This window comes from Pseudomonas sp. WS 5503 (genome assembly GCF_012985385.1).
Lineage (GTDB): Bacteria > Pseudomonadota > Gammaproteobacteria > Pseudomonadales > Pseudomonadaceae > Aquipseudomonas > Aquipseudomonas paracarnis.
The window spans coordinates 842,386-864,842 of record NZ_JAAQWI010000001.1; the positions used below are offsets into that span (position 1 = coordinate 842,386).

The window sequence follows — 22,457 nt, forward strand, 5'->3', positions numbered from 1 at the left end:
TATGCCATGGCTGATCCTTGCCTTGATGGGCGCCGGCACCTTTGTCTATGGCTTGGCGACCCATGCGACGCTGCTGTGCCTGCTGGTCAAGCCACTGCCGGTGCTGGCGCTGCTGGGTTGGCTGCATGACGCGCCGCCCACCGAGTATCGACGCTGGATTAGCCTGGGGTTGATTTTTTCCCTGGTGGGCGACGTGTTGCTCGCCTGGCCAGGCGACCTGTTTATCTTTGGCCTGGGCGCGTTTCTGTTCGCGCATTTGGCCTATCTCAAAGCTTATTTCAGTGACTGTCGGCGCTTGGCGCTGCTGCCGCTGGTGCTGGCCCTCGGCGTGGGCGCAATCTTGCTTAGCATCCTGATCTCCCACGGCCTCGGTGAGCTATTGATACCGGTGGTGGTTTACGCACTGGTGATCAGCGCCATGCTCTGGCGTGCGTTGGCGCGACTGGGCAGCGAGGTGCCCAAACGTTCGGCATGGCTGGCGGCGGCGGGTGCGGTGTCGTTTGTGGTTTCCGACGCGCTGATCGGCATCAATCGGTTTGTGCTGGCGTTCGAGGCAGCGCCGTATTTGCTGATCGCCACCTACTGGCTCGGACAGTGGGGCATCACCGCCTCGGCTTTCCATCAGACAACCCGCGCATCCGAGGGCCAACTTGGCTAAAATGCCGGCCTTTCCCCCACCGTCGCCGGAACAACCGTGAGCAAAGAACCCGATCGCCTATTCGCCCAGCCCCTGCCCCAGGTGCCGGACTTCGCCTTTAACGAGGATGTGGTGCGGGTGTTCCCGGACATGATCAAGCGCTCGGTGCCGGGTTACCCCACCATCGTCGAGAACCTCGGCGTGCTGGCCGCGCAATTTGCCCAGCCCCACAGCGTACTGTATGACCTGGGCTCTTCCCTGGGGGCCGTGACCCAAGCCCTGCGCCGCCATGTACGCACCGAGGGTTGCCGGGTGATCGCCGTGGATAACTCCGCCGCGATGGTCGAGCGCTGTCGCGAATACCTCAATGGCCAGGACTCGATGTTCCAAGAGTTGCTGCCCGTGGAGGTGATCGAGGGCGATATTCTCGCCCTGCAATTCAAGCCCGCCTCGGTGGTGGCCCTGAACTTCACCCTGCAATTTATCGCCCCAAAGGAGCGCCTGGCGTTGCTGGGGCGCATTCGCCAGGCGCTGCTGCCGGGCGGGGCATTGATCCTCTCGGAAAAGCTGCGCTTCAACGATGTTGATGAACACGCGCTGCTGACCGACCTGCATATCGCCTTCAAGCGCGCCAACGGCTACAGCGAGCTGGAAATCGCCCAGAAGCGCAGCGCCATCGAAAACGTCATGAAGCCCGACAGCCTCGAAGAACACCGCGAACGCCTGCTGGCGGCCGGGTTCTCGAAAGTCGTGCCGTGGTTCCAGTGTCTTAACTTTGCCTCGTTGATTGCCTTGCCATGATTGATTTGTCCCCCCTCGCCCGCCACCTGGTCGGCACTCCTTTGGCCGTGTGGGCCCAGGGCCTGCAAGCGCAACTCGATAGCAAGATGGAAAAAGGCCATGGCGACCTGGAGCGCTGGCAGAGCGCCTTGGATGCATTGCCGAAGATCCAGCCCAACAGCGTAGATTTGCTCAACGGCCTGGCGCTGGACACCGATTGCGACGACGCCACCCGCGCACAGATGCACACGGCGCTGATGGGCCTGAGCCCCTGGCGCAAAGGCCCGTTCCACCTGTTCGGCGTGCATGTGGACACCGAGTGGCGTTCGGACTGGAAGTGGTCGCGGGTCGCGCCGCACTTGAACTTGAAGGGCAAGCGCATCCTCGACGTGGGCTGCGGCAACGGCTACTACATGTGGCGCATGCTCGGCGCCGGGGCCGACAGCGTGATTGGCGTGGACCCCAACTGGCTGTTCTTCTGCCAGTTCCAGGCCGTGCAGCGCTACTTGTCCGAGCCCAAGGCCTGGCACTTGCCGTTCCCGTTCGAAGACTTGCCGGCGAACCTGGAAGGCTTTGACACGGTATTTTCCATGGGCGTGTTCTACCACCGCCGCTCGCCCATCGAGCATTTGCTGGCGTTGAAGGACACCCTGGTCAAGGGCGGCGAGTTGGTGTTGGAAACATTGGTGGTGGAAGGCGACCAACAACAAGTGCTGGTGCCAGAAGACCGTTACGCCCAGATGCGCAACGTGTGGTTCCTGCCTTCGGTACCGGCGTTGATGCTGTGGCTGCGCCGGGCCGGGTTCAGTGATGTGCGGTGCGTGGATGTGAGCGTGACCACGGTTGAGGAGCAGCGTGGAACGCAGTGGATGAAGTATCAGTCGCTGAGTGATTTCCTGGACCCTGAGGATCACAGCAAGACCATTGAAGGGCTGCCGGCGCCGATGCGGGCGGTGATCATCGCTCGTAAATGACACCACTATGATCGTTCCCACGCTCTGCGTGGGAATGCCTCTTGTGACGCTCTACGTCACGCTTTGGGACGCAGAGCGTCCTGTGCTGCGTTCCCACGCAGAGCGTGGGAACGATCATCACGGTTTAGCTCGTCGGGCTTTGAAGAACTCGCTCAGTACAGCCCCACACTCCTCGGCCAATACCCCGCCTTCAAACAACACCCGATGGTTAAGAAAACCCTGGGTAAAAAACTGCCCCTGGCTTTGCACGATGCCCGCCTTCGGCTCCAGCGCGCCATACACCACCCGCGCAACCCGCGAATGCACGATCAAACCCGCGCACATGCTGCACGGCTCCAGCGTCACATACAGCGTGCTGCCCACCAGCCGATAGTTGCTGATCGCTTGTGCAGCGGCGCGGATCGCGACCATTTCGGCATGGGCGCTGGGGTCGTTGCCACTGATGGGGCAGTTGAAGCCGCGGCCGATGATTTCACCGTCCTGCACCAGCACCGCACCCACCGGCACTTCGCCCAATGCAGCGCCTTGGGCGGCGAGCGCCAGGGCTTCGCGCATAAAGTCCTGGTCGCGGCTGCGGTCGATAATCGCGGCGGGGCGAATCTGGCGCATCACGCCACCTCGATGGCGGCCATCAGGCCGGTTTCCATGTGGTCGATCACATGGCAATGGAACATCCATACCCCTGGGTTATCCGCCACCAAGGCCACGCGGGCGCGTTCGTTCTTGCCCAGCAGGTAGGTGTCGGTGAAATACGGGATCACCTTGTGGCGGTTGGACGCAAGCACCTTGAAGCTCATGCCGTGCAGGTGGATCGGGTGCTGGTACTGGGTCATGTTCTTCAATTCGAAAATGTAGCTCTTGCCCTTCTCCAGCTTGGCAATGGGGCGGTCGGCGCAGGTCTTGTCGGTGATGTCCCAGGCCTGGCCGTTGATCTGCCACAGGCTCGGCGGCTTGCCGTTTTCGACATTGACCGACACTGAACCGACCCATTCGAAATTGAAGTTGAGTTTCTCGGCATTGGCCAGGTCTGGCTCGGCAACCGGGTTGGCCGGCAATGCCGGTGGCCATGCGGTAGGCGCGTCGGTATTGGCGACAGAGCGGAAGGTGCCAAGGCGCACCGGGCCGTTGCGCAGCGACAGTTCTTCGCCCGCCGGTGGCGCCTTGATCGCCAGGCAAATACGCATGCCCGGGCCCAGCCAATATTCCTTGCCCAACGGGCGCGGCTCGATGGGGTTACCGTCCAGGGCATAGATCTGCGCTTCGACGCCAGGAATATTGAGGCGATAAGTCAGGGTGTTGTCGAGGTTGAGTAGGCGCACGCGGGTGATTTGCCCAGCCGGCAGGTCGATCACCGCCTGGGGCACGCCGTTGATAGTCGAGAGGCGCCCGGCCGTGCCGCCACGCGCCGCTTCACGGGGGATGCTGAACTCGACAAATGCGCCCTCTTCGTCGATGTGCCAGTTCTTCAGGCTCAAGGTGCGCTCGTACTGGAAACCGGTGGGTTCGCGCTCTTCCACGATCAACGGGCCGACCAGGCCACGGCCGAGTTCTTCGCTGCTGCTCACGTGAGGGTGATACCAGTAGCTGCCGGCATCGGGCACGCGGAATTTGTAGTCGAAGTATTCGCCAGGCAGCACCGGCAATTGCGAGACGTAGGGCACGCCGTCCATTTCCAGCGGCAGGCGGATGCCGTGCCAGTGGATGGTGGTGGCGACCGGCAGATGGTTGATAAAGCGCACCCGCAGCCATTCGCCTTGGCGCACCCGCAACTCGGTGCCCGGCGCCGATGGGCCGAACGCCCAGGCCTGGGTCTTGTGCCCCGGTACCAACTCTACGTCCAGGGGCGCGGCGATCAGCTCGTAATCGTGCCCCGCCTCGGACTCAGCGACTTTCCCCAGCCAGTAGCGGTAGCCACCGCCGGCACCGACGCCTACTACGGCCAGGCCAGCAAGACCACCCAGGATTTGTCGACGGGAAAAGGATCGGGACACAACAACCTCGCGTATCTGCCGCAGGCCAAGGGCCCGCAAAGGGCTGATACGATACACCTGCGTCGGCTAAACAGTAAGGCTTCGCATTGCCGCACAGATGAAACATGGCTCAAACCTGTAGGAGCGAGCTTGCTCGCGAAAGACCTGAGAACAACTCGGAGAGCCAGACTCCCCGCGTCATCGTTAACGACCTTCGCGAGCAAGCTCGCTCCTACAGGTTAATTTGCGGTCAGGGCTTCGCAGCGGCCAGAATCAGGGCTTTCATCTCGGCCACTGCGCCTTTGAAACCGACAAACAACGCGTGCGCCACCAGGGCGTGGCCGATATTCAGTTCGTTGATGCCCTTGATCGCAGCCACGGCTTCGACGTTGTGGTAATGCAAGCCATGGCCGGCATTGACAATCAAGCCTTCGTTGAGCCCGCAGTTCACGCCGTCAATGATGCGTTGCAACTCATCGGCCACTTCGGTCGGGGTGGTGGCATCGGCATAACGACCTGTGTGCAACTCGATCGCCGGGGCGCCGACGCGGCGGGAGGCTTCGATCTGGCGTTCGTCGGCGTCGATAAACAGCGAGACTTCGCTGCCGATCCGCGACAGGCGCTCCACCGCGGCCTTGATCCGCGCTTCCTGGCCGGCGACGTCGAGACCGCCTTCGGTGGTCAGCTCCTGGCGAGTTTCCGGTACCAGGCAGATATGCGCCGGGCGAATGCGCTCGGCGAACGTCATCATTTCTTCGGTGACGCCCATTTCGAAGTTCATGCGGGTTTGCAGCACGTCCTTGAGCAGCAGCACATCGCGCTCCTGGATGTGACGGCGGTCTTCGCGCAGGTGCACGGTGATGCCGTCGGCGCCCGCTTCTTCGGCGTCCAGCGCGGCCTTGACCGGGTCAGGGTAACGGGTGCCCCGGGCCTGGCGCAGGGTGGCGACGTGGTCGATGTTGACGCCAAGAAGAATGCGATTGCTGGTGGTCACGGAAGCGCTCCTGAAAAGGGAAAGAATCGGTGCACAGCATACACGGGGACGTCAGGGCTTTCGAAACAACTCGCGACTGACCAGCGGCCGCCCGCCCAGGTGCACGGCCAGGGCCTGGCGCATCAGGCGCTTGGCGGCGGACAGCGCACCGGGAGCGTGCCAGTCGGCTTCACTCATGGCCAGCAGTTCGGTGCCCTGAAACAGGCCGGGCTGCAGCAGGTACACGCGCTCAAGCCCCGCATCGACTTGCAGGCGATACATACCATCGGCGGCGATGGGCTCTCCGTGCAAGTCGTTGGCCAGTTCGAAGCCGTAGCCAAGGTCGTCGAGCAAACGCCATTCGAAAGCGCGCAGCAGCGGTTCCAGCGGACGGCCTTCAGCGAGGGCCAGCAAGGTGGCAGCGTAGTGATCAAAGACTGCCGGGTGCGGGTCTTCGGCGGGCAGCAGGCGGATCAGCAGCTCATTGAGGTAAAGGCCGCTGAACAGCGCATCGCCATTCAGCCAGGCCGAGGTGCCAACGCTTTCCAGGCGGCCGACGTTTTTCAGCTCGCCCTTGCCGCGAAACTCCACGTCCAGCGCCACGAACGGCCGCGCCAAGGTACCCGCCTTGCCCCGTGCGCTGCGCAAGACTGCGCGCAGTCGGCCTTGGGGCGTGAGGAAGTCCACCAACGCACTGGTTTCGCGGTAGGCGCGGCTGTGCAGGACGTAGGCGGGTTGGCTGGGGGGTGGGGATTGCGACATGAGACGGGGAATCTCTAAAGAAGAAGAGCGCTTGTGTGGCGAGGGGAGCTTGCTCCCGCTGGGCTGCGAAGCAGCCCCTCTAGCAGCCACCGAGTTATACCTGAAAAACCTCGTCGACCTTGTTGGGGCCGCTCCGCGGCCCAGCGGGAGCAAGCTCCCTCGCCACAGCAAGCCCGCCAGTCACTGTGCAACCCGTTACAGGTCGCCATAGCCCAGAGAGCGCAACGCACGCTCATCATCGGACCAGCCACCCTTCACCTTCACCCACAGGTTGAGCATGATCTTGGAGTCGAACAGCAACTCCATATCCTTGCGCGCTTCGGTGCCGATGCGCTTGATACGCTCGCCCTTGTCGCCAATGATGATTTTCTTCTGGCCGTCACGTTCGACGAGGATCAGCGCATGGATATGCAAGGTCTTGCCCTGCTGCTTGAACTCTTCGATTTCGACGGTGATCTGGTACGGCAGCTCGGCGCCCATCTGGCGCATGATTTTCTCGCGGACCAGTTCGGCGGCAAGGAAGCGGCTGCTGCGGTCGGTGATCTGGTCTTCCGGGAAGAAGTGCTCGTTTTCCGGCAGGTAACCGGCGATCACGCGCTCCAGGGCTTCGAGGTTGTGGCCGTGCTGGGCCGAGATCGGCATGATCTGGGCGTTCGGCAGTTGTTCCTGCAACCAGGTCAGGTGCGGCATCAGCTCGGCTTTGTCTTCGATACGGTCGGTCTTGTTCAGCGCGACGATCAACGGGCCGGTCACGTATTGCACACGCTCGAGCACCATCTGGTCTTCGTCGGTCCACTTGGTGCGGTCGACCACGAAGATCACCACGTCGACGTCTTTCAACGCGGCCGAGGCGGTCTTGTTCATGTAGCGGTTCAGGGCTTTCTCGCCGCCTTTGTGCATGCCAGGAGTATCGACATACACCGCTTGCACGTTGCCTTCGGTCTTGATGCCCAGCATGTTGTGGCGGGTGGTCTGGGGCTTGCGCGAGGTGATCGCGAGCTTCTGGCCGAGGATGTGGTTGAGCAGCGTGGACTTGCCCACGTTCGGGCGGCCGACGATGGCAACATAGCCACAGCGTGTTGCGGTTGAATCAGTCATGGCCATTCTCCACGCCCAGGGCAATCAGTGCTGCAGCGGCCGCTACCTGTTCGGCAATACGACGGCTCACACCCTGACCTCGGCTTTTTTCGTTCAATAAGGTGATTTCACATTCCACGAAGAACACCCGGCAATGGGGTTCGCCCTGGATATCCACCACTTCGTAGCGTGGCAGTTCGCAACCGCGGGACTGCAGGTACTCTTGCAGGCGGGTCTTGGGATCCTTGTTGGTGTCTACCAGCGTCAGGCTTTCGATTTCCGAGGCCAGCCAGGCGACAACGCGCTCCTTGGCCGTCTCCATGCCTGCATCGAGGTAGATCGCACCGATCAAGGCTTCCAGCGCATCAGCCAGGATTGACTCGCGACGGAAACCGCCGCTTTTCAACTCACCGGAACCCAGCCGCAGGTACTCGCCCAGGCCAAAGCCTCGGGCCAGCACGGCCAGGGTCTCGCCTTTCACAAGGCGTGCGCGCAGGCGCGAAAGCTGGCCTTCTCGCGCTTGGGGGAAGCGCTCGAACAGCGCCTCGCCGGCGGCGAAATTGAGGATAGCGTCACCGAGAAATTCCAGGCGCTCGTTATTACGCCCTGCAAAACTGCGGTGTGTGAGGGCAAGGACCATCAATTCCTGGTCCTTGAAGGTGTAGCCGAGCTGACGCTCGAGACGACTTAGAGAAACGGTCACGGTTTATCCATATCTAGTTGATGGCACCGGCGGCCATCGACGATTGACGCAGTGTTCAAATTCAAATCCTGATGGGTACCGGGCATCGGAAAATGTCCAAGCCCCAGAAAAGCATTCGGCGCTGTGTTCACAGCGCCGCTTGTATTACTTGATCAGCCCGACCCGCGAGAAGTTCGGCAGGTGGCTGAGCTTGGGTTCCGGCCAACTCATCCAGACCGCGAAGGCTTTGCCGACAATGTTCTCGTCGGGCACCATGCCCAGCAGGTCCTTGGGAATGTTGGGGTCATCCCAGTAGCGGCTGTCGTTGGAGTTGTCGCGGTTGTCGCCCATCATGAAGTAGTGCCCGGCAGGCACTTTCCACTGGCCATCCGGCATCGCACGGTAGCGGCTCATTTCCTTGCGGATTTGGTGCTCCACCGCACCGAGTTTCTCCTGGTACAGCTCGGCGCTGCCCAAGGTATTCGGCTCGGCGCCCAACAGCTTCTCGGCCACCGACTCACCATTGATGAACAGGCGTTTGTCGCTGGTGTAGCGCACCACGTCGCCCGGCAGGCCGACGACTCGCTTGATGTAGTTGACGTTCGGGTCGCTTGGGTAGCGGAACACCATCACATCGCCGCGCTGCGGGTCACCCACGGGGATGACTTTCTTGTCGATCACCGGCAGGCGAATGCCGTAGGAAAACTTGTTCACCAGGATGAAGTCGCCCACGTCCAGGGTGGGTTTCATCGACCCCGAAGGGATCTGGAACGGCTCTACCAGAAACGAGCGCAGCACCAGCACGATGAACAACACCGGGAAGAACGACTTGCCGTACTCAACCAGCAAGGGCTCTTTGTTCAGCTTCTCGACCACCACCGCATCGGGCTGGCTGACGCTGCCCTGATAGGAAGCGATGGCCGCCCGACGACGCGGGGCGAAGAACACCAGATCGAGCAACGCCAGGAGACCACAGACGGCAACGGCAATGACCAGCAACAGCGGGAAATTTAGTGACATAGGACCTAACTATCCAACCTGAGCACCGCAAGGAAGGCTTCTTGTGGAACTTCCACGTTGCCTACTTGCTTCATGCGTTTTTTACCGGCCTTTTGCTTCTCAAGCAGCTTGCGCTTACGGCTTACGTCACCGCCGTAGCATTTGGCCAGTACGTTCTTTCTGAGAGCCTTGACGGAAGTCCGTGCAATGATCTGCCCGCCGATGGCGGCCTGGATCGCGACGTCGAACATCTGGCGCGGAATCAGTTCTTTCATCTTCTCGGTCAGTTGGCGACCTTTGTAGTGCGCGTTGTCCTTGTGCACGATCAGTGCCAAGGCATCTACCTTGTCGCCGTTGATCAGCACATCCAGTTTCACCAGATTAGCCGATTGGTAACGATCGAAATGGTAGTCCAGCGAAGCATAGCCGCGACTGGTGGACTTGAGACGGTCGAAGAAGTCCAGGACCACTTCGTTCATCGGCATATCGTAGGTCACTTGTACCTGAGTACCGAGGAACAGCATGTCGCGCTGCACGCCACGCTTTTCGATACACAGGGTAATGACGTTGCCCAAGTGTTCCTGCGGTACCAGGATATTGGCCCGCACGATCGGCTCGCGCATGTCTTCGATGGCCGACAGGTCCGGAAGCTTGGAGGGGTTGTCGACGTAAATCGTTTCACCGGTTTTGAGCAGCAACTCAAAAATAACGGTTGGCGCGGTGGTGATCAGGTCCAGGTCGTATTCGCGCTCAAGGCGCTCCTGGATGATCTCCATGTGCAGCATGCCCAGGAACCCGCAACGGAAGCCGAAGCCCAGGGCGTCGGAGCTTTCCGGGGTGTACTGCAACGACGAGTCGTTGAGGGTCAGTTTTTGCAGGGCTTCGCGGAAATCTTCGAAGTCATCGGAGCTGACCGGGAACAGGCCGGCGTAGACCTGTGGCTGGATGCGCTTGAAGCCGGGCAGCACGTCGACGTCTGGCGTGGAGCTCAAGGTCAGGGTGTCACCCACTGGCGCACCATGAATGTCCTTGATGCCGGCGATGATGAAGCCTACTTCACCGGCTTTCAGATCAACGGTAGCGGTGTGCTTGGGGTTGAATACACCGACGCTGTCCACCAGGTGGATCTTGCCAGTGGACTTGACCAGGATCTTGTCGCCCTTCTTCACACGGCCATGGCGCACGCGTACCAGGGAAACAACGCCCAGGTAGTTGTCGAACCAGGAGTCGATGATCAACGCTTGCAGCGGATCTTCGTAGTTGCCGGTCGGCGCGGGAATGGTGTGCACCAGACGTTCGAGCACTTCGTCGACACCCAGGCCGGTCTTGGCGCTGCAGGTGACGGCGTCGGTGGCATCGATGCCGATGATCTTCTCAATCTCTTCCTTGACGCGCTCAGGCTCGGCCTGGGGCAGGTCGATCTTGTTGAGCACGGGCATGACTTCCAGGCCCTGCTCGATCGCGGTGTAGCAGTTGGCAACCGACTGCGCCTCCACGCCCTGCCCGGCATCGACCACCAGCAACGCGCCTTCGCAGGCCGCCAGCGAACGGCTGACTTCGTAGGTGAAGTCAACGTGGCCTGGGGTGTCAATGAAGTTCAGTTGGTAAGTAATGCCGTCTTTGGCCTTGTAGTACAGCGTGACGCTGTGGGCCTTGATGGTGATCCCGCGCTCGCGTTCGAGGTCCATGGAATCCAGTACCTGGGCTTCCATTTCACGCTCGGCAAGGCCGCCGCACATTTGGATAAATCGATCGGCCAGCGTCGACTTGCCATGGTCAATGTGGGCGATGATGGAGAAATTGCGGATATGACTCAAATCACTCACGGATCAACACTCAAAAAGGCTGCAGGCAGATTGCCCGCTGAAAAATAGCCGGGAATTGTACCTGATGCTCAGGCCAGACGTCATCTTTGCTGACCAATACAAAAAAGCCCCACTTTAATGGGGCTTAAAACTGTAGGAGCGAGCTCGCTCGCGAAAATCGCCAACGATAACGCGCTTATTCTGGATAAACGCTGCGTTTCGCAGACTTTCGCGAGCAAGCTCGCTCCTACAGTGAGTGGCATTTAGCGAGCGCGGCTTCAACCCGCCCGGCGCAGCAGCCAGAACCCGGCCACGGCACAAATAGCTGTTGGCACCAGCACCGCAAACAGCGGCGAGAAGCCGAATACCAAGCTCGACGGCCCAAGCAAGTCCTGGGCGATGCGGAAGGTGAAGCCCACCAGCACGCCGGTAAATACCCGTTGGCCCAGGGTCACGGAACGCAATGGCCCGAAAATGAAGGAGATCGCCATCAACACCAAGGCGGCGGTAACCACCGGCTGCAAGACTTTCACCCAGAACGCCAGCCAGTAGCGGCCATTGTTCAAACCCTGCTCCTTGAGGTAGTGGATATAGCTCCACAAACCGGAGATCGGCAGGGCTTCCGGCACCATGACCACGGTGTTGAGCAACTCCGGCTTGAGGGCGATATCCCACTGTTCGGTCGGCACATTGACCACTTCGGTGCTGGACTGGGTGCCCTGGCCCACGTTACGGAAGTGCGTGGTGGTGACGTCGCTCAGTTGCCATTGCTCGCCACTGTACTGCGCGCGCTTGGCGAAGCTGGACGACAACATGTGCCGTTCTTTGTCGAAGGTGTAGCGGGTCACCCCGATCAACAGGCCACCCGGTTGCACGGCGTTGATGTGGATGAACTCGTCACCCTGGCGGTGCCACAGGCCGTGCTTGGCGCTTTGCGCATCGCCCGAACCCTGGGCCAGGGCGCGATTGGCCTGGGCGGTGGCTTCGGCCGGTGGCGCGACGTATTCACCGATCAGCACGCTGCAGGCCATCAGCAGCAGCATCGGCTTCATCACCGCCCAGACGATACGGCCGATGGAAACCCCGGCGGCGCGCATGATGGTCAGCTCGCTGTTGCTGGCCAGGGTGCCCAGGCCGATCAGGCAGCCGATCAGCGCGGCCATTGGCATCATGTCGTAGAGGCGGCGCGGCGCGGTCAGTGCGACGTAGCTCAGCACGTCCGTGACTGTGTAAGTGTCAGTAACGTTGCCCACTTCATCAATGAAGGCGAACAGCAAGGCCAGGCCGAGAATGATGCCCAGTACCGCCAGGATGGCGATCAGTACGCTAATGCCGATGTAGCGATCAAGCTTAGCCACGGGCCAACTCCTTCAGGCCACGACGGCTCTTCATTTTCAAACGGATAGGTTCCCAGTAGAGCAGCCCCAGGCCGATCATCAGGAAAACCCCGTGCACCCACCACAGGCCCAAGGCCGGTGGCAACTTGCCCTTCTCCAGGGAACCACGGGCAGAAATCAGGATGGTCAGGTAGGCCATGTACAGCAGGATCGCTGGCAGCAACTTGAGGAAACGCCCTTGGCGCGGGTTGACGCGCGACAGCGGCACGGCCATCAGGGTCACGATAAACACCAGCAGCGGCAGGGACAGGCGCCATTGCAACTCGGCGATGGAGCGCAACTCCGGGCTGCCGAACAGCGATGAGGTGGGCAGTGCGTCGCGGTCGGTGACCTCGTCACTGATCTCGGCCTTGGGCAGCATGACGCCATAGGTGTCGTACTTGATCGCCCGATAATCCGCCAGGCCAGGGCTGCCGTCGTAGCGGTAGCCGTTTTCCAGGATCAGGTAGCGATTGCCATCGGGACGGATTTCCTGGCGACCGCTGTCGGCCACCAGAATCGAAATACCCCGATCCTTCTGGTTCTGACCGAGGTTCTTCTGGGAGATGAACACGCCGCCAAGGTTGGAGCGGTCGTCGGTCATGGTTTCGGTGTAGGTCACCCGCGAACCGTCGCTGAGCGACTGGAAGCGACCGGGTTCGAGGGTGTCGAACTCAGTCATCGCATCCTGCTTGTTCAGCAGCAGCTGGAATTGCATGGCCCCCTGGGGCGCCAGGCTCATGCTCAACCAGGCCACCACCAGGGCAACACCGGCGGCAGGCACCATGGTCATGGCCAGCAGGCGCTGCTGGCTCATGCCGGTGGCCGACAGCACGGTCATCTCGCTTTCCAAGTACAGCCGGCCATAGGCCAGCAATATGCCGAGAAACAGGCCAAGTGGCAGGATCAACTGGAGCATGCCGGGCATCCGGTAGCCCATGATCAGGAAGAGTGAGCCCGGATCCAGGGCGCCAGCGGCGGCTTGGGCCAGGAACTTGACGAAACGACCACTCATGATGATGACCAGCAACACCGCACTCACGGCACTCAGGGTCAACAGGACTTCGCGGGACAGATAACGGAAGACAATCAAACCAGACACTCCAGGGTTGTCAGGCTAAGGCGGCCAAACAAGCAAGCATACCGAGTCGACCCGCTTACCACGGGCCGGCTAAAAAGATGGCGCATTATCCTGTGATTGACCTCGCCTGTCACGGAGCTTACTCATGCGCACGCACAAAGCGTGCGCCAAGGGTTGTCAGGCTCCGTTGGCGAGGTTCAAACTGCGGCCTTTGTCGCTGGCGGTTTACAACGCTGCCGAGCTTTAAAGCCGGAGTACAAGCTCCCGGCTCACAGACCTTGATAAGGGACCCGAAAATGGAATTGGTTGTAAAAAGCGTTAGCCCCGAAACGTTGAAAACCGCCACCCTCGTGGTCGCTGTCGGCGAAGGCCGCACACTCGGCGTCGCCGCCAAGCAACTGGACGAACTGAGCGGCGGCGCTATCAGCGCAGTGCTCAAGCGCGGCGACCTGGCCGGCAAGGTCGGTCAGAGCCTGTTGCTGCAGAGCCTGCCCAACCTTAAAGCCGAGCGCGTTTTGCTGGTGGGCGTGGGCAAGGATGCCGAACTGGGCGACCGTCCGTTTCGCAAGATCGTCAGCGGCATCCTCACCACCCTCAAGGGCCTGGGCGGCAGCGATGCGGTGCTAGCGCTCGATGAAATCGTGGTCAAGGGCCGCGACAGCTACGGCAAGACCCGACTGCTGGCCGAGTCGCTGGTGGACGGCGGCTATATTTTCGACCAGTTCAAGAGCCAGAAAGCCGAACCCCGCGCCCTGAAGAAAATCACCCTGCTGACCATCAAGGCTGCCCAGGCTGAAGTCCAGCGCGCCGTCACCCACGCCCAGGCCATCGCCAACGGCATGTCGTTCACTCGCGACCTGGGCAACCTGCCGCCGAACATCTGCCACCCGACGTTCCTGGGCGAACAGGCCAAGGCATTGGGCAAAGAGTTCAAGGGCTTGAAGGTTGAAGTGCTGGACGAGAAGAAGATCAAGGACCTGGGCATGGGCTCGTTCTATGCCGTGGGCCAGGGCAGCGACCAGCCGCCACGCCTGATCGTGATGCAATACAACGGCGGCAAGAAGTCCGAGAAGCCTTACGCCCTGGTAGGTAAAGGCATCACCTTCGATACCGGCGGCATCAGCCTCAAGCCCGGTGCCGGCATGGACGAGATGAAGTACGACATGGGCGGTGCCGCCAGCGTGTTCGGCACCCTGCGTGCCGTGCTGGAACTCAAGCTGCCGATCAACCTGGTGTGCATTTTGGCCTGTGCCGAGAACATGCCGAGCGCCGGCGCGGCTCGCCCAGGCGATATCGTCACCACCATGAGCGGCCAGACTGTGGAGATCCTCAACACCGACGCCGAAGGCCGCCTGGTGCTGTGCGATGCCCTGACCTACGCCGAACGCTTCAAGCCCCAGGCCGTGATCGACATCGCTACCCTGACCGGCGCGTGCATCGTTGCCTTGGGCTCCCACACCTCGGGCCTGCTGGGCAATAACGACGAATTGATCGAGCAACTGCTCAGCGCCGGCAAGGCCGCCGACGACCGCGCCTGGCAACTGCCGCTGTTCGATGAGTACCAGGAACAGCTCGATAGCCCGTTCGCCGACATCGCCAACATCGGTGGCCCGAAAGCCGGCACCATCACCGCAGCCTGCTTCCTGTCGCGATTTGCCAAGAACTTCAACTGGGCTCACCTGGACATCGCCGGCACGGCCTGGACCAGCGGCGGCAAGGACAAGGGCGCCACTGGCCGTCCGGTACCCCTGCTGACCCAATACCTGCTGGATCGCGCCAAGGCTTAAGCGGCCCCTGCGCCTCTCTGTAGGAGCGAGCTTGCTGTGGCGAGGGAGCTTGCTCCCGTTGACTGCGTAGCAGTCCCCGGCTTTTTAGGGGCACTCCGCACCCCAGCGCAAGCAAGCTTGCTCGCCACAGCAAGCTCGCTCCTACAGAGGGGCAACCAGGCCAGCCCCAGGATTTCCAATGCCCCAAGTCGACTTCTATATATTGCCCAGCGCCGACCCCCTAGCGCGCCTGGACTTTGCCTGCAAACTCACTGAAAAAGCCTGGCGCATGGGCCATCGCATCTACCTGCACTGCAGCGATGCCGCCCAACGTGAAGAACTTGATGCCCGTCTGTGGCGCTTCAAGGGCGAAAGCTTCGTGCCCCACGGCCCCGCCGAATCCGAACCTGAAAGCCTGGTAGTCCTGGGCTTGGGGGACAATTGCGGCGATCACCATGACTTGCTGGTCAACCTCGACCTGAAGGTACCGGCCTTTGCCCAAGCGTTCGCCCGTGTGGCGGAAGTGGTAGTGGAAGACCCGGCTATTCGTCAGGCTGCGCGGGAGAGTTTCCGTTTCTACCGTGAACAGGGCTATCCTCTGCAAGATCACCGGCTACAACGACTTTGAGTACATGATGGACACTCCCAACCCGCTGAAAAAAGACGACCACCTGCTGGATGACCTGGAGTCGATCCGTCAGTTGCTGGGTGATGACAACCTGCAACCGCCGCTGCTGACCGAGACGGTCGAGGGTGAGGTTCAGATTCCGCTGTTGTTCGACATGGTCGGCGGCAAGCCTGCCGCGCCGGCACCTGCGATTGCAGAACCCGCTCCAGCCGCCGAAAAAGCCCCCGACGCCCTGCTGCTGCACCTGGACAACGAACTGCGCGCCGCTGCGCAATTGATCATGCAGGATGTGATCGATGACTTTGCGCCGCATATCGAGGCCGAGATCAAGCGTCGGATGGATGCGCGGATGGAGCGGTTGCTCAGCCAATACCAGTCTTAAACCTTGCATAGACCCCTGTGGGAGCTGGCTTGCCTGCGATGGCGGCGCATCAGTCGCCGAAGATGCTGACTGAAACACCGCCATCGCAGGCAGCTCCCACATTAATTCTGCATCGGTCTTAACCGTCTTCGCCTCGCCCTCGCCCCTATCCCCCGTTATACTTGCCGGCTTTCCTGAATAAATGCCAACTAGGGTCCCGCCGCGCATGGATAAGACCTACCAGCCCCACGCTATCGAAACTTCCTGGTACAACACCTGGGAGTCCGAGAACTATTTCGCCCCACAAGGTGCGGGCGACTCGTACACCATCATGATTCCGCCACCGAACGTCACTGGCAGCCTGCACATGGGCCATGGCTTCAACAATGCGATCATGGATGCGTTGATCCGCTTCCGCCGCATGCAGGGTCGTGACACCCTGTGGCAACCGGGCACCGACCACGCCGGTATCGCCACCCAGATGCTGGTGGAACGCCAACTGGAAGCCACCGGCCAGAACCGTCACGACCTGGGTCGCGAAAAATTCCTGGAGAAAGTCTGGGAATGGAAAGACCAGTCCGGCGGCAATATCAGCCGTCAGATCCGTCGCCTGGGTTCGTCCGTAGACTGGAGCCGCGAGCGCTTCACCATGGACGACGGCCTGTCCGAAGCCGTTAAGGAAGCCTTCGTGCGCTTGCATGAAGACGGCCTGATCTACCGCGGCAAGCGCCTGGTCAACTGGGACACCAAGTTGCACACAGCCATTTCCGACCTTGAAGTGGAAAACCACGACGAGAAAGGCTTCCTGTGGAACCTCAAGTACCCGCTGGCCGACGGCGCCAAGACCGCTGAAGGCAATGATTACCTGATCGTCGCCACTACCCGTCCGGAAACCATGCTCGGCGATGCCGCCGTGGCCGTTAACCCGAACGACGAGCGCTACCAGGCGCTGATCGGCAAATTCGTCGAACTGCCACTGGTTGGCCGCCGTATCCCGATCATCACGGATGACTACTGCGACCCTGAGTTCGGCACCGGCTGCGTGAAAATCACCCCGGCCCACGATTTCAACGACTACGAAGTCGGCAAGCGCCACAACCTGCCGTTGCTGAACATCTTCGACAAGAATGCCGCCGTATTGCCGGCCTGCCAGGTGTTCAACCTGGACGGCACGCTCAACGACAGCATTGACGGCAAGATCCCGGCCGAATACGCAGGCCTGGACCGTTTTGAAGCGCGCAAACAGATCGTTGCCGCCTTCGACGCTGCCGGTTTGCTGGTCAGCGTTGACGACCACGGCCTGAAAGTGCCGAAGGGCGACCGCTCCGGCACCGTGATCGAACCGTGGCTGACCGACCAGTGGTACGTGTCCACCAAGCCGCTGGCAGAACCTGCGATTGCCGCCGTGGAAGATGGCCGCATCCAGTTCGTGCCTAAACAGTACGAAAACATGTACTTCTCGTGGATGCGCGACATCCAGGACTGGTGCATCAGCCGTCAGCTGTGGTGGGGCCACCGTATTCCTGCCTGGTACGACGAGTCGGGCAAGGTCTATGTAGGCCGCGACGAAGCCGAAGTGCGTGCCAAGCACAACCTCGGCGCGGACATCGCGCTGCAACAGGACAACGACGTACTGGACACCTGGTTCAGTTCGGGCCTGTGGACCTTCTCCACCCTGGGCTGGCCGCAGCAGACCGAGTTCCTGAAGAAATTCCACTCCACCGACGTGCTGGTCACCGGCTTCGACATCATTTTCTTCTGGGTTGCCCGGATGATCATGCTCACCATGCATCTGGTGAAGAACGAAGACGGCACCCCGCAGGTACCGTTCAAGACCGTGTACGTACACGGCCTGGTACGCGACGGCCAGGGCCAGAAGATGTCCAAGTCCAAGGGCAACGTCCTGGACCCGCTGGACATCATCGACGGCATCGACCTGGAAACCCTGGTGCAGAAACGCACCTCGGGCCTGATGCAGCCGAAACTGGCGAAAAAGATCGAGAAGCAGACCCGCGACGAATTCGCCGACGGCATCGCCAGCTACGGCACCGACGCCCTGCGCTTCACCTTCTGCTCGCTGGCCTCCACCGGTCGCGACATCAAGTTCGACATGGGCCGCGTCGAAGGCTATCGCAACTTCTGCAACAAGATCTGGAACGCGGCGCGCTACGTGCTGGACAAAGGCGAAGACTGCGGCCAGAACGGCGAAGCCTATGAGCTGAGCCTGGCGGATCGCTGGATCATCTCGCAGTTGCAGCGCACCGAAGCCGAAGTGACCCGCCAGCTCGACCAGTTCCGTTTCGACCTGGCCGCACAGGCCCTGTACGAGTTCATCTGGAACCAGTATTGCGACTGGTACCTGGAACTGTCCAAGCCGGTACTGTGGGACGAAAACGCGCCGGTCGAACGCCAGCGCGGCACCCGTCGCACCCTGGTGCGCGTGCTGGAAGTGGCGTTGCGCCTGGCGCACCCGTTCATGCCGTTCATCACCGAAGAAATCTGGCAGCGCCTGGCGCCGCTGGCCGGTATCGAAGGCAAGACCATCATGCTGCAACCTTGGCCGGTGGCCAACGAAGCGCGCATCGATGAGGCCGCCGAAAGCGATATCGAATGGCTCAAGACCCTGATGCTCGGCACACGTAACATCCGCGCCGAGATGAACATCGGTCCGGGCAAGCCGCTGGCCGTGTTCGTCAAGAACGCCAGTGCCGAAGACCAGCGTCGCCTCAGCGAAAACGATGCGCTGCTCAAGAAGCTGGCCAAGCTGGAGTCGATCACCGTATTGGCTGCCGATGCCGAAGCACCGTTGTCTGCCACCGCGTTGGTGGGTGATATGGAAGTGCTGGTGCCGATGGCCGGCCTGATCGACAAGGGCGCGGAACTGGCCCGCCTCGACAAGGAAATTGCGCGTCTGCAAGGCGAAGTGCAGCGAGTGGGCGGCAAGCTGTCCAACGCGGCGTTCGTTGACAAGGCGCCGGCTGAAGTGATCGAGAAAGAACGCGCCAAGTTGGCCGAGGCTGAACAGGCCTTGGGCAAGCTGGCGGAGCAACATGCGCGGATTTCCAGCCTGTAAGGGGAAACCGTGTAGAGAAAGAGGCCTTCGGGCCTCTTTTTTTTGTCCAGGAAAACGACACCATTTCCCAATCAAAACCCTATCCCTGTGGGAGCTGGCTTGCCTGCGATACTGACGACTCGGTGTATCAGGCAGACCGAGGTGATGCTATCGCAGGCAAGCCAGCTCCCACATTTGACCGAGTTGTGTTCAGGAATGTGTGACAATGCCCACCACATTGAGCCAACACCAGAATCATCATGACCGCCCCCACTACGCCCAAACCACCGCGCAAGAAGCCTAAAACCGCCGCCACGGCCAAACCCGTCGCGCCGCGCAAAGAGGCCACCCTGCACCCGCGCAACCGCCACACGGGCCGTTACGACTTCCCGGCGCTGATCAAAACCACGCCGGAACTGGCGCAGTTCGTGATCATCAACCCCTACGGCAAAGAGAGCATCGACTTCGCCAGCCCGGATGCGGTGCGGGTGTTCAACCGGGCACTGTTGAAGTCTTTCTACGGCATCCAGCATTGGGACATCCCTGCCGACTACCTGTGCCCACCGGTGCCGGGGCGTGCCGACTACGTGCACTTCCTCGCCGACCTGCTGGCCAGCGTCAACGACGGCAAGATCCCGCGGGGCTCGATCGTCAAGGTGCTGGACATCGGTATGGGCGCCAACTGCGTGTACCCGCTGATTGGCTATATGGAGTACCGCTGGAACTTCCTGGGCTCGGAGGTCGACCCGATCGCCGTGTCCGCCGCCAAGGCCATCGTGCAGTCCAACGACCTGAGCAAGGTCATCCAGCTGCGCCAGCAACCCAACCCCAAGCAGATCCTGTTGGGCCTGCTGGAGCCGGGTGAGCGCTTTGACCTTACGATGTGCAACCCGCCGTTCCATGCATCCATGGACGAAGCCACCAAAGGTAGCGAGCGTAAATGGCGCGCCTTGGGCAAGGCCGACCCGAAACGCAAGTTGCCGGTGCTTAACTTCGGTGGTCAATCGGCCGAACTGTGGTGTGAAGGTGGCGAAGCGCGATTTGTGACGCAACTGATCGCCGAGAGCGCGCATTTTGCGCATAAAGTGCTGTGGTTCAGCACCCTGGTGTCCAAAGCGTCCAACCTGCCGGCGATCGAAACCGCGCTGAAAAAAGCCGGCGTGCTGGAAAGCCAGGTGGTGGAGATGTCCCAGGGGCAGAAGCAGAGCCGCTTTGTGGCCTGGACATTCCAGACCAAGAACGAGCAGCAGATCTGGCGCCAGCGCTGGGTTCGATAAGAATCATTGTGGCGAGGGAGCTTGCTCCCGCTGGGCAGCGCAGCGGCCCCAAAATCCTGGGAGCGCTGCGCACTCCAGCGGGAGCAAGCTCCCTCGCCACAATAACCGCGCTCTACAATAAAATCGCAGGCAATAAAAAACCGTGCCCGGATCACTCCGAAGCACGGTTTTTTTGCTGCGTCTTACTTGTTAACAGCGTCGGTCAGGCCTTTAGCCACAACCAGCTTGATAACTTTCTTGGCAGCGATTTCGATGGCAGCGCCAGTCGAAGGGTTACGGCCAGTACGGGCAGGACGCTCGGTCACTTTCAGTTTGCCAACGCCTGGCAGAGTGATTTCGCCGCCATTTTCCAGCTGATCAGCAACAACTTGGCTCAGTTGGTCCAGCAGAGCGCGCACGGTAGTTTTCGGTGCGTCTACTGCTTCAGCCAGGTCAGCGATCAGTTGGTCTTTAGTAATAGCCATTGTGGTGTTCCTTCCCTATCAAATTCATATGGATTGCAGAGTGCAGTGTCAGCCGTCGAGCCCGACCGTCATGGCCTGGCATCCCCGGCCATAACCACGGAGATCGGGGTTATAGATGCTTGAAACGGGGATTGGTTCGACCTGACAAATGCTGAATGCACGCTTAACGCCGAGACTTGGCGTAAGACGGGGCAAAACTAGCACAGAGACGGGGAAATATCCGCCTCAACATACCCATTTGGTCAGCTTTATCGCTCTAAACCGTGAAAAAAAGGCATATGGCCAGTGGGAGGGCGTGCAAAATGCCGTTCGGGGCACGTCTTGACCAATGGGTGCGGTACACTGGGCGACTTTTCGGGGAGGCCAACCGCTCCCCTTCAACCAGCCGAGAAGCCTATGCCGATCCGTCATTGCATCGTCCACCTGATCGACAAAAAACCCGACGGCACACCCGCAGTTCTTCACGCCCGCGACTCGGAGCTGTCCGAGTCCGCCGCCATCGAGAACATGCTTGCCGACCTCAACGAGAGCTACAACGCCAAACAAGGCAAGGCCTGGGGTTTCTTCCATGCCGAGTCCGGCGCGCACCCGTTCAGCGGTTGGTTGAAGGAATACTTTGACGGTGGCCAGGACTTCACCACCTTCAGCCGCACGGCGGTAGAGCACCTGCAAAAGCTGATGGAGGAATCCAACCTCTCCACCGGCGGCCATGTGCTGTTTGCCCATTACCAGCAAGGCATGACCGACTACCTGGCTATCGCCCTGCTGCACCACAGCGAAGGCGTGGCAGTGACCGACGAGCTGGACGTGACGCCCTCGCGTCACCTGGACCTGGGCCAACTGCACCTGGCGGCGCGTATCAACGTCTCCGAGTGGCAGAACAACAAGCAGTCCAAGCAGTACATCTCCTTCATCAAAGGCAAGAACGGCAAGAAGGTCTCGGAGTACTTCCGCGACTTTATCGGCTGCCAGGAAGGCGTGGATGGCCCGGGCGAAACCCGCACCCTGCTCAAGGCGTTCAGCGATTTCGTTGAAAGCGAAGACCTGCCCGACGAGTCCGCCCGCGAGAAAACCAAGACCCTGGTGGACTACGCCAGCAGCCAGGCCAAGCTCGGCGAACCCATGGGCCTGGAAGAGCTCTCCGGGCTGATCGATGAGGATCGGCCAAAAGCCTTCTACGACCATATCCGCAACAAGGATTACGGCCTGTCGCCGGAGATTCCGGCCGACAAACGCACCCTCAACCAGTTCCGGCGTTTCACCGGGCGCGCCGAGGGCCTGTCCATCAGCTTTGAAGCGCACCTGCTGGGCGACAAGATCGAGTACGACGAAGCCGCCGGCACCTTGATCATCAAGGGCCTGCCGACCCAACTGACCGACCAGCTCAAGCGCCGTAACTGATGCTGGGCGGGGTGCTCAAGAAAGTCCTGCTGGTGTTGCTGGTGGTGGTTGCGATCCAGAACTGGGGCAAGGTGGAGCGGCTGTTCAACCCGTCCCAGGTGGCGCCCGAGCACGTACGTGCCTCTGCGCGGGTGGTGCTCTATGCCACCGAGTGGTGTGGGTACTGCAAGCAGATCCGGCGTTTTCTGGACCAGAAGGGTATCCCGTACCAAGCCGTCGATATCGAGAAGGATGCCAAGGCGCTCAAGGCGTATGAGGCGCTGGGCGGTGGCGGGATTCCGTTTGTGGACGTGAACGGCACCTTGATTCGCGACTACAACCCCGAAGCAATCATGGCCGCCCTGAAGTAACACCCAATCAAATGTAGGAGCTGGCTTGCCTGCGATGGCGGT

The 22,457-nt window shown here is 60.8% G+C and carries 21 protein-coding genes and 1 pseudogene; 10 read left to right on the top strand and 12 right to left on the bottom strand.

Features of this window, described 5'->3' with window-relative positions; all coding sequences use genetic code 11:
• Position 1 precedes the first annotated feature (1 nt).
• From HBO10_RS04050 to cmoB, 3 genes are read left to right on the top strand one after another with little or no spacing between them, the layout of a single operon-like run.
• Positions 2-658, top strand: coding sequence for a lysoplasmalogenase (locus tag HBO10_RS04050; RefSeq protein WP_034128651.1), 657 nt, complete (start codon positions 2-4; stop codon positions 656-658).
• 36 nt (positions 659-694) lie between these two features.
• A complete protein-coding gene (gene cmoA / locus HBO10_RS04055) occupies positions 695-1,438 on the top strand; it encodes a carboxy-S-adenosyl-L-methionine synthase CmoA (RefSeq protein ID WP_034128652.1) in 744 nt (247 codons plus the stop codon).
• Complete coding sequence (gene cmoB / locus HBO10_RS04060; RefSeq protein WP_034128653.1) at positions 1,435-2,391, top strand: tRNA 5-methoxyuridine(34)/uridine 5-oxyacetic acid(34) synthase CmoB; 957 nt, start codon at positions 1,435-1,437, stop codon at positions 2,389-2,391. Before cmoA ends, cmoB begins: the two co-directional genes overlap by 4 nt.
• Positions 2,392-2,508: 117 nt before the next feature.
• Here the strand turns inward: cmoB and tadA are convergent, their stop codons facing one another.
• The 11 genes and pseudogenes from tadA to lptF all read right to left on the bottom strand — a co-directional run bounded on the left by tadA (position 2,509) and on the right by lptF (position 13,128).
• Positions 2,509-3,000: a tRNA adenosine(34) deaminase TadA gene (gene tadA / locus HBO10_RS04065; protein WP_034128654.1), complete on the bottom strand. Its 492-nt coding sequence runs from the start codon at positions 2,998-3,000 to the stop codon at positions 2,509-2,511.
• The gene (locus HBO10_RS04070; protein ID WP_034128713.1) at positions 3,000-4,382 is read right to left on the bottom strand and encodes a multicopper oxidase family protein; all 1,383 of its coding nucleotides are present in this window, start codon (positions 4,380-4,382) and stop codon (positions 3,000-3,002) included. The genes tadA and HBO10_RS04070 overlap by 1 nt, the downstream gene beginning before the upstream one ends.
• Before the next feature lie 116 nt (positions 4,383-4,498).
• Positions 4,499-4,585, bottom strand: a pseudogene (locus HBO10_RS31210) (outer membrane lipoprotein carrier protein LolA); the annotation flags it as partial.
• 26 nt (positions 4,586-4,611) lie between these two features.
• Positions 4,612-5,355, bottom strand: a complete 744-nt coding sequence (pdxJ, locus tag HBO10_RS04075) for a pyridoxine 5'-phosphate synthase (RefSeq protein WP_034128655.1) — start codon at positions 5,353-5,355, stop codon at positions 4,612-4,614.
• Positions 5,356-5,406: 51 nt separating this feature from the next.
• Complete coding sequence (recO, locus tag HBO10_RS04080) at positions 5,407-6,096, bottom strand: DNA repair protein RecO (protein ID WP_034128656.1); 690 nt, start codon at positions 6,094-6,096, stop codon at positions 5,407-5,409.
• 195 nt (positions 6,097-6,291) lie between these two features.
• On the bottom strand, positions 6,292-7,194 hold the full coding sequence (gene era, locus HBO10_RS04085) for a GTPase Era (RefSeq protein ID WP_005785147.1): 903 nt from the start codon (positions 7,192-7,194) through the stop codon (positions 6,292-6,294).
• Positions 7,187-7,876 carry a ribonuclease III gene (rnc, locus tag HBO10_RS04090; protein WP_003188856.1) on the bottom strand — a complete coding sequence of 230 codons (690 nt, stop codon included), beginning with the start codon at positions 7,874-7,876 and terminating at the stop codon, positions 7,187-7,189. The genes era and rnc overlap by 8 nt, the downstream gene beginning before the upstream one ends.
• A 144-nt stretch (positions 7,877-8,020) precedes the next feature.
• Positions 8,021-8,875 carry a signal peptidase I gene (gene lepB / locus HBO10_RS04095; protein ID WP_003188855.1) on the bottom strand — a complete coding sequence of 285 codons (855 nt, stop codon included), beginning with the start codon at positions 8,873-8,875 and terminating at the stop codon, positions 8,021-8,023.
• 5 nt (positions 8,876-8,880) lie between these two features.
• Positions 8,881-10,680, bottom strand: a complete 1,800-nt coding sequence (gene lepA, locus HBO10_RS04100; RefSeq protein ID WP_003188853.1) for a translation elongation factor 4 — start codon at positions 10,678-10,680, stop codon at positions 8,881-8,883.
• Between the two features lie 257 nt (positions 10,681-10,937).
• Positions 10,938-12,017 (bottom strand): LPS export ABC transporter permease LptG, encoded by a 1,080-nt coding sequence (gene lptG, locus HBO10_RS04105; protein ID WP_003188851.1) that lies wholly within the window; start codon positions 12,015-12,017, stop codon positions 10,938-10,940.
• A complete protein-coding gene (lptF, locus tag HBO10_RS04110; protein ID WP_034128657.1) occupies positions 12,010-13,128 on the bottom strand; it encodes an LPS export ABC transporter permease LptF in 1,119 nt (372 codons plus the stop codon). Before lptF ends, lptG begins: the two co-directional genes overlap by 8 nt.
• 284 nt (positions 13,129-13,412) lie before the next feature.
• Here lptF and HBO10_RS04115 point away from each other — a divergent pair, with 284 nt between their 5' ends.
• From HBO10_RS04115 to rlmF, 5 genes are all read left to right on the top strand, one after another.
• Positions 13,413-14,903: a leucyl aminopeptidase gene (locus HBO10_RS04115; RefSeq protein ID WP_169921931.1), complete on the top strand. Its 1,491-nt coding sequence runs from the start codon at positions 13,413-13,415 to the stop codon at positions 14,901-14,903.
• 178 nt (positions 14,904-15,081) lie between these two features.
• Positions 15,082-15,510, top strand: coding sequence for a DNA polymerase III subunit chi (locus HBO10_RS04120; protein WP_034128659.1), 429 nt, complete (start codon positions 15,082-15,084; stop codon positions 15,508-15,510).
• A gap of 7 nt (positions 15,511-15,517) precedes the next feature.
• Positions 15,518-15,892, top strand: coding sequence for a hypothetical protein (locus tag HBO10_RS04125; protein ID WP_034128660.1), 375 nt, complete (start codon positions 15,518-15,520; stop codon positions 15,890-15,892).
• Between the two features lie 205 nt (positions 15,893-16,097).
• A complete protein-coding gene (locus HBO10_RS04130; RefSeq protein ID WP_034128661.1) occupies positions 16,098-18,944 on the top strand; it encodes a valine--tRNA ligase in 2,847 nt (948 codons plus the stop codon).
• A 239-nt stretch (positions 18,945-19,183) separates the two neighbouring features.
• Positions 19,184-20,200, top strand: coding sequence for a 23S rRNA (adenine(1618)-N(6))-methyltransferase RlmF (gene rlmF / locus HBO10_RS04135; RefSeq protein WP_034128662.1), 1,017 nt, complete (start codon positions 19,184-19,186; stop codon positions 20,198-20,200).
• A gap of 182 nt (positions 20,201-20,382) precedes the next feature.
• On the opposite strand, the gene HBO10_RS04140 is transcribed toward rlmF, so the two are convergent.
• Entirely contained in the window at positions 20,383-20,664 is a 282-nt protein-coding gene (locus HBO10_RS04140; RefSeq protein ID WP_003188840.1) for an HU family DNA-binding protein, read from the bottom strand.
• A gap of 396 nt (positions 20,665-21,060) precedes the next feature.
• Between HBO10_RS04140 and yejK the strand changes: the two genes are divergently transcribed.
• Together yejK and HBO10_RS04150 are read left to right on the top strand one after the other, a co-directional pair.
• Positions 21,061-22,065: a nucleoid-associated protein YejK gene (gene yejK / locus HBO10_RS04145; protein ID WP_003171997.1), complete on the top strand. Its 1,005-nt coding sequence runs from the start codon at positions 21,061-21,063 to the stop codon at positions 22,063-22,065.
• Positions 22,065-22,415: a glutaredoxin family protein gene (locus HBO10_RS04150; RefSeq protein WP_034128663.1), complete on the top strand. Its 351-nt coding sequence runs from the start codon at positions 22,065-22,067 to the stop codon at positions 22,413-22,415. Before yejK ends, HBO10_RS04150 begins: the two co-directional genes overlap by 1 nt.
• Positions 22,416-22,457 lie beyond the last annotated feature (42 nt).

Coding starts and splice junctions, on each gene's coding strand:
- recO (WP_034128656.1), bottom strand. CDS start 6,096: ATGTCGCAATCCCCACCCCCCAGCCAACCCGCCTACGTCCTGCACAGC.
- HBO10_RS04130 (WP_034128661.1), top strand. CDS start 16,098: ATGGATAAGACCTACCAGCCCCACGCTATCGAAACTTCCTGGTACAAC.
- HBO10_RS04050 (WP_034128651.1), top strand. CDS start 2: ATGCCATGGCTGATCCTTGCCTTGATGGGCGCCGGCACCTTTGTCTAT.
- rlmF (WP_034128662.1), top strand. CDS start 19,184: ATGACCGCCCCCACTACGCCCAAACCACCGCGCAAGAAGCCTAAAACC.
- lepB (WP_003188855.1), bottom strand. CDS start 8,875: ATGTCACTAAATTTCCCGCTGTTGCTGGTCATTGCCGTTGCCGTCTGT.
- cmoB (WP_034128653.1), top strand. CDS start 1,435: ATGATTGATTTGTCCCCCCTCGCCCGCCACCTGGTCGGCACTCCTTTG.
- HBO10_RS04150 (WP_034128663.1), top strand. CDS start 22,065: ATGCTGGGCGGGGTGCTCAAGAAAGTCCTGCTGGTGTTGCTGGTGGTG.
- HBO10_RS04120 (WP_034128659.1), top strand. CDS start 15,082: ATGCCCCAAGTCGACTTCTATATATTGCCCAGCGCCGACCCCCTAGCG.
- HBO10_RS04115 (WP_169921931.1), top strand. CDS start 13,413: ATGGAATTGGTTGTAAAAAGCGTTAGCCCCGAAACGTTGAAAACCGCC.
- era (WP_005785147.1), bottom strand. CDS start 7,194: ATGACTGATTCAACCGCAACACGCTGTGGCTATGTTGCCATCGTCGGC.
- HBO10_RS04125 (WP_034128660.1), top strand. CDS start 15,518: ATGGACACTCCCAACCCGCTGAAAAAAGACGACCACCTGCTGGATGAC.
- tadA (WP_034128654.1), bottom strand. CDS start 3,000: ATGCGCCAGATTCGCCCCGCCGCGATTATCGACCGCAGCCGCGACCAG.
- HBO10_RS04140 (WP_003188840.1), bottom strand. CDS start 20,664: ATGGCTATTACTAAAGACCAACTGATCGCTGACCTGGCTGAAGCAGTA.
- yejK (WP_003171997.1), top strand. CDS start 21,061: ATGCCGATCCGTCATTGCATCGTCCACCTGATCGACAAAAAACCCGAC.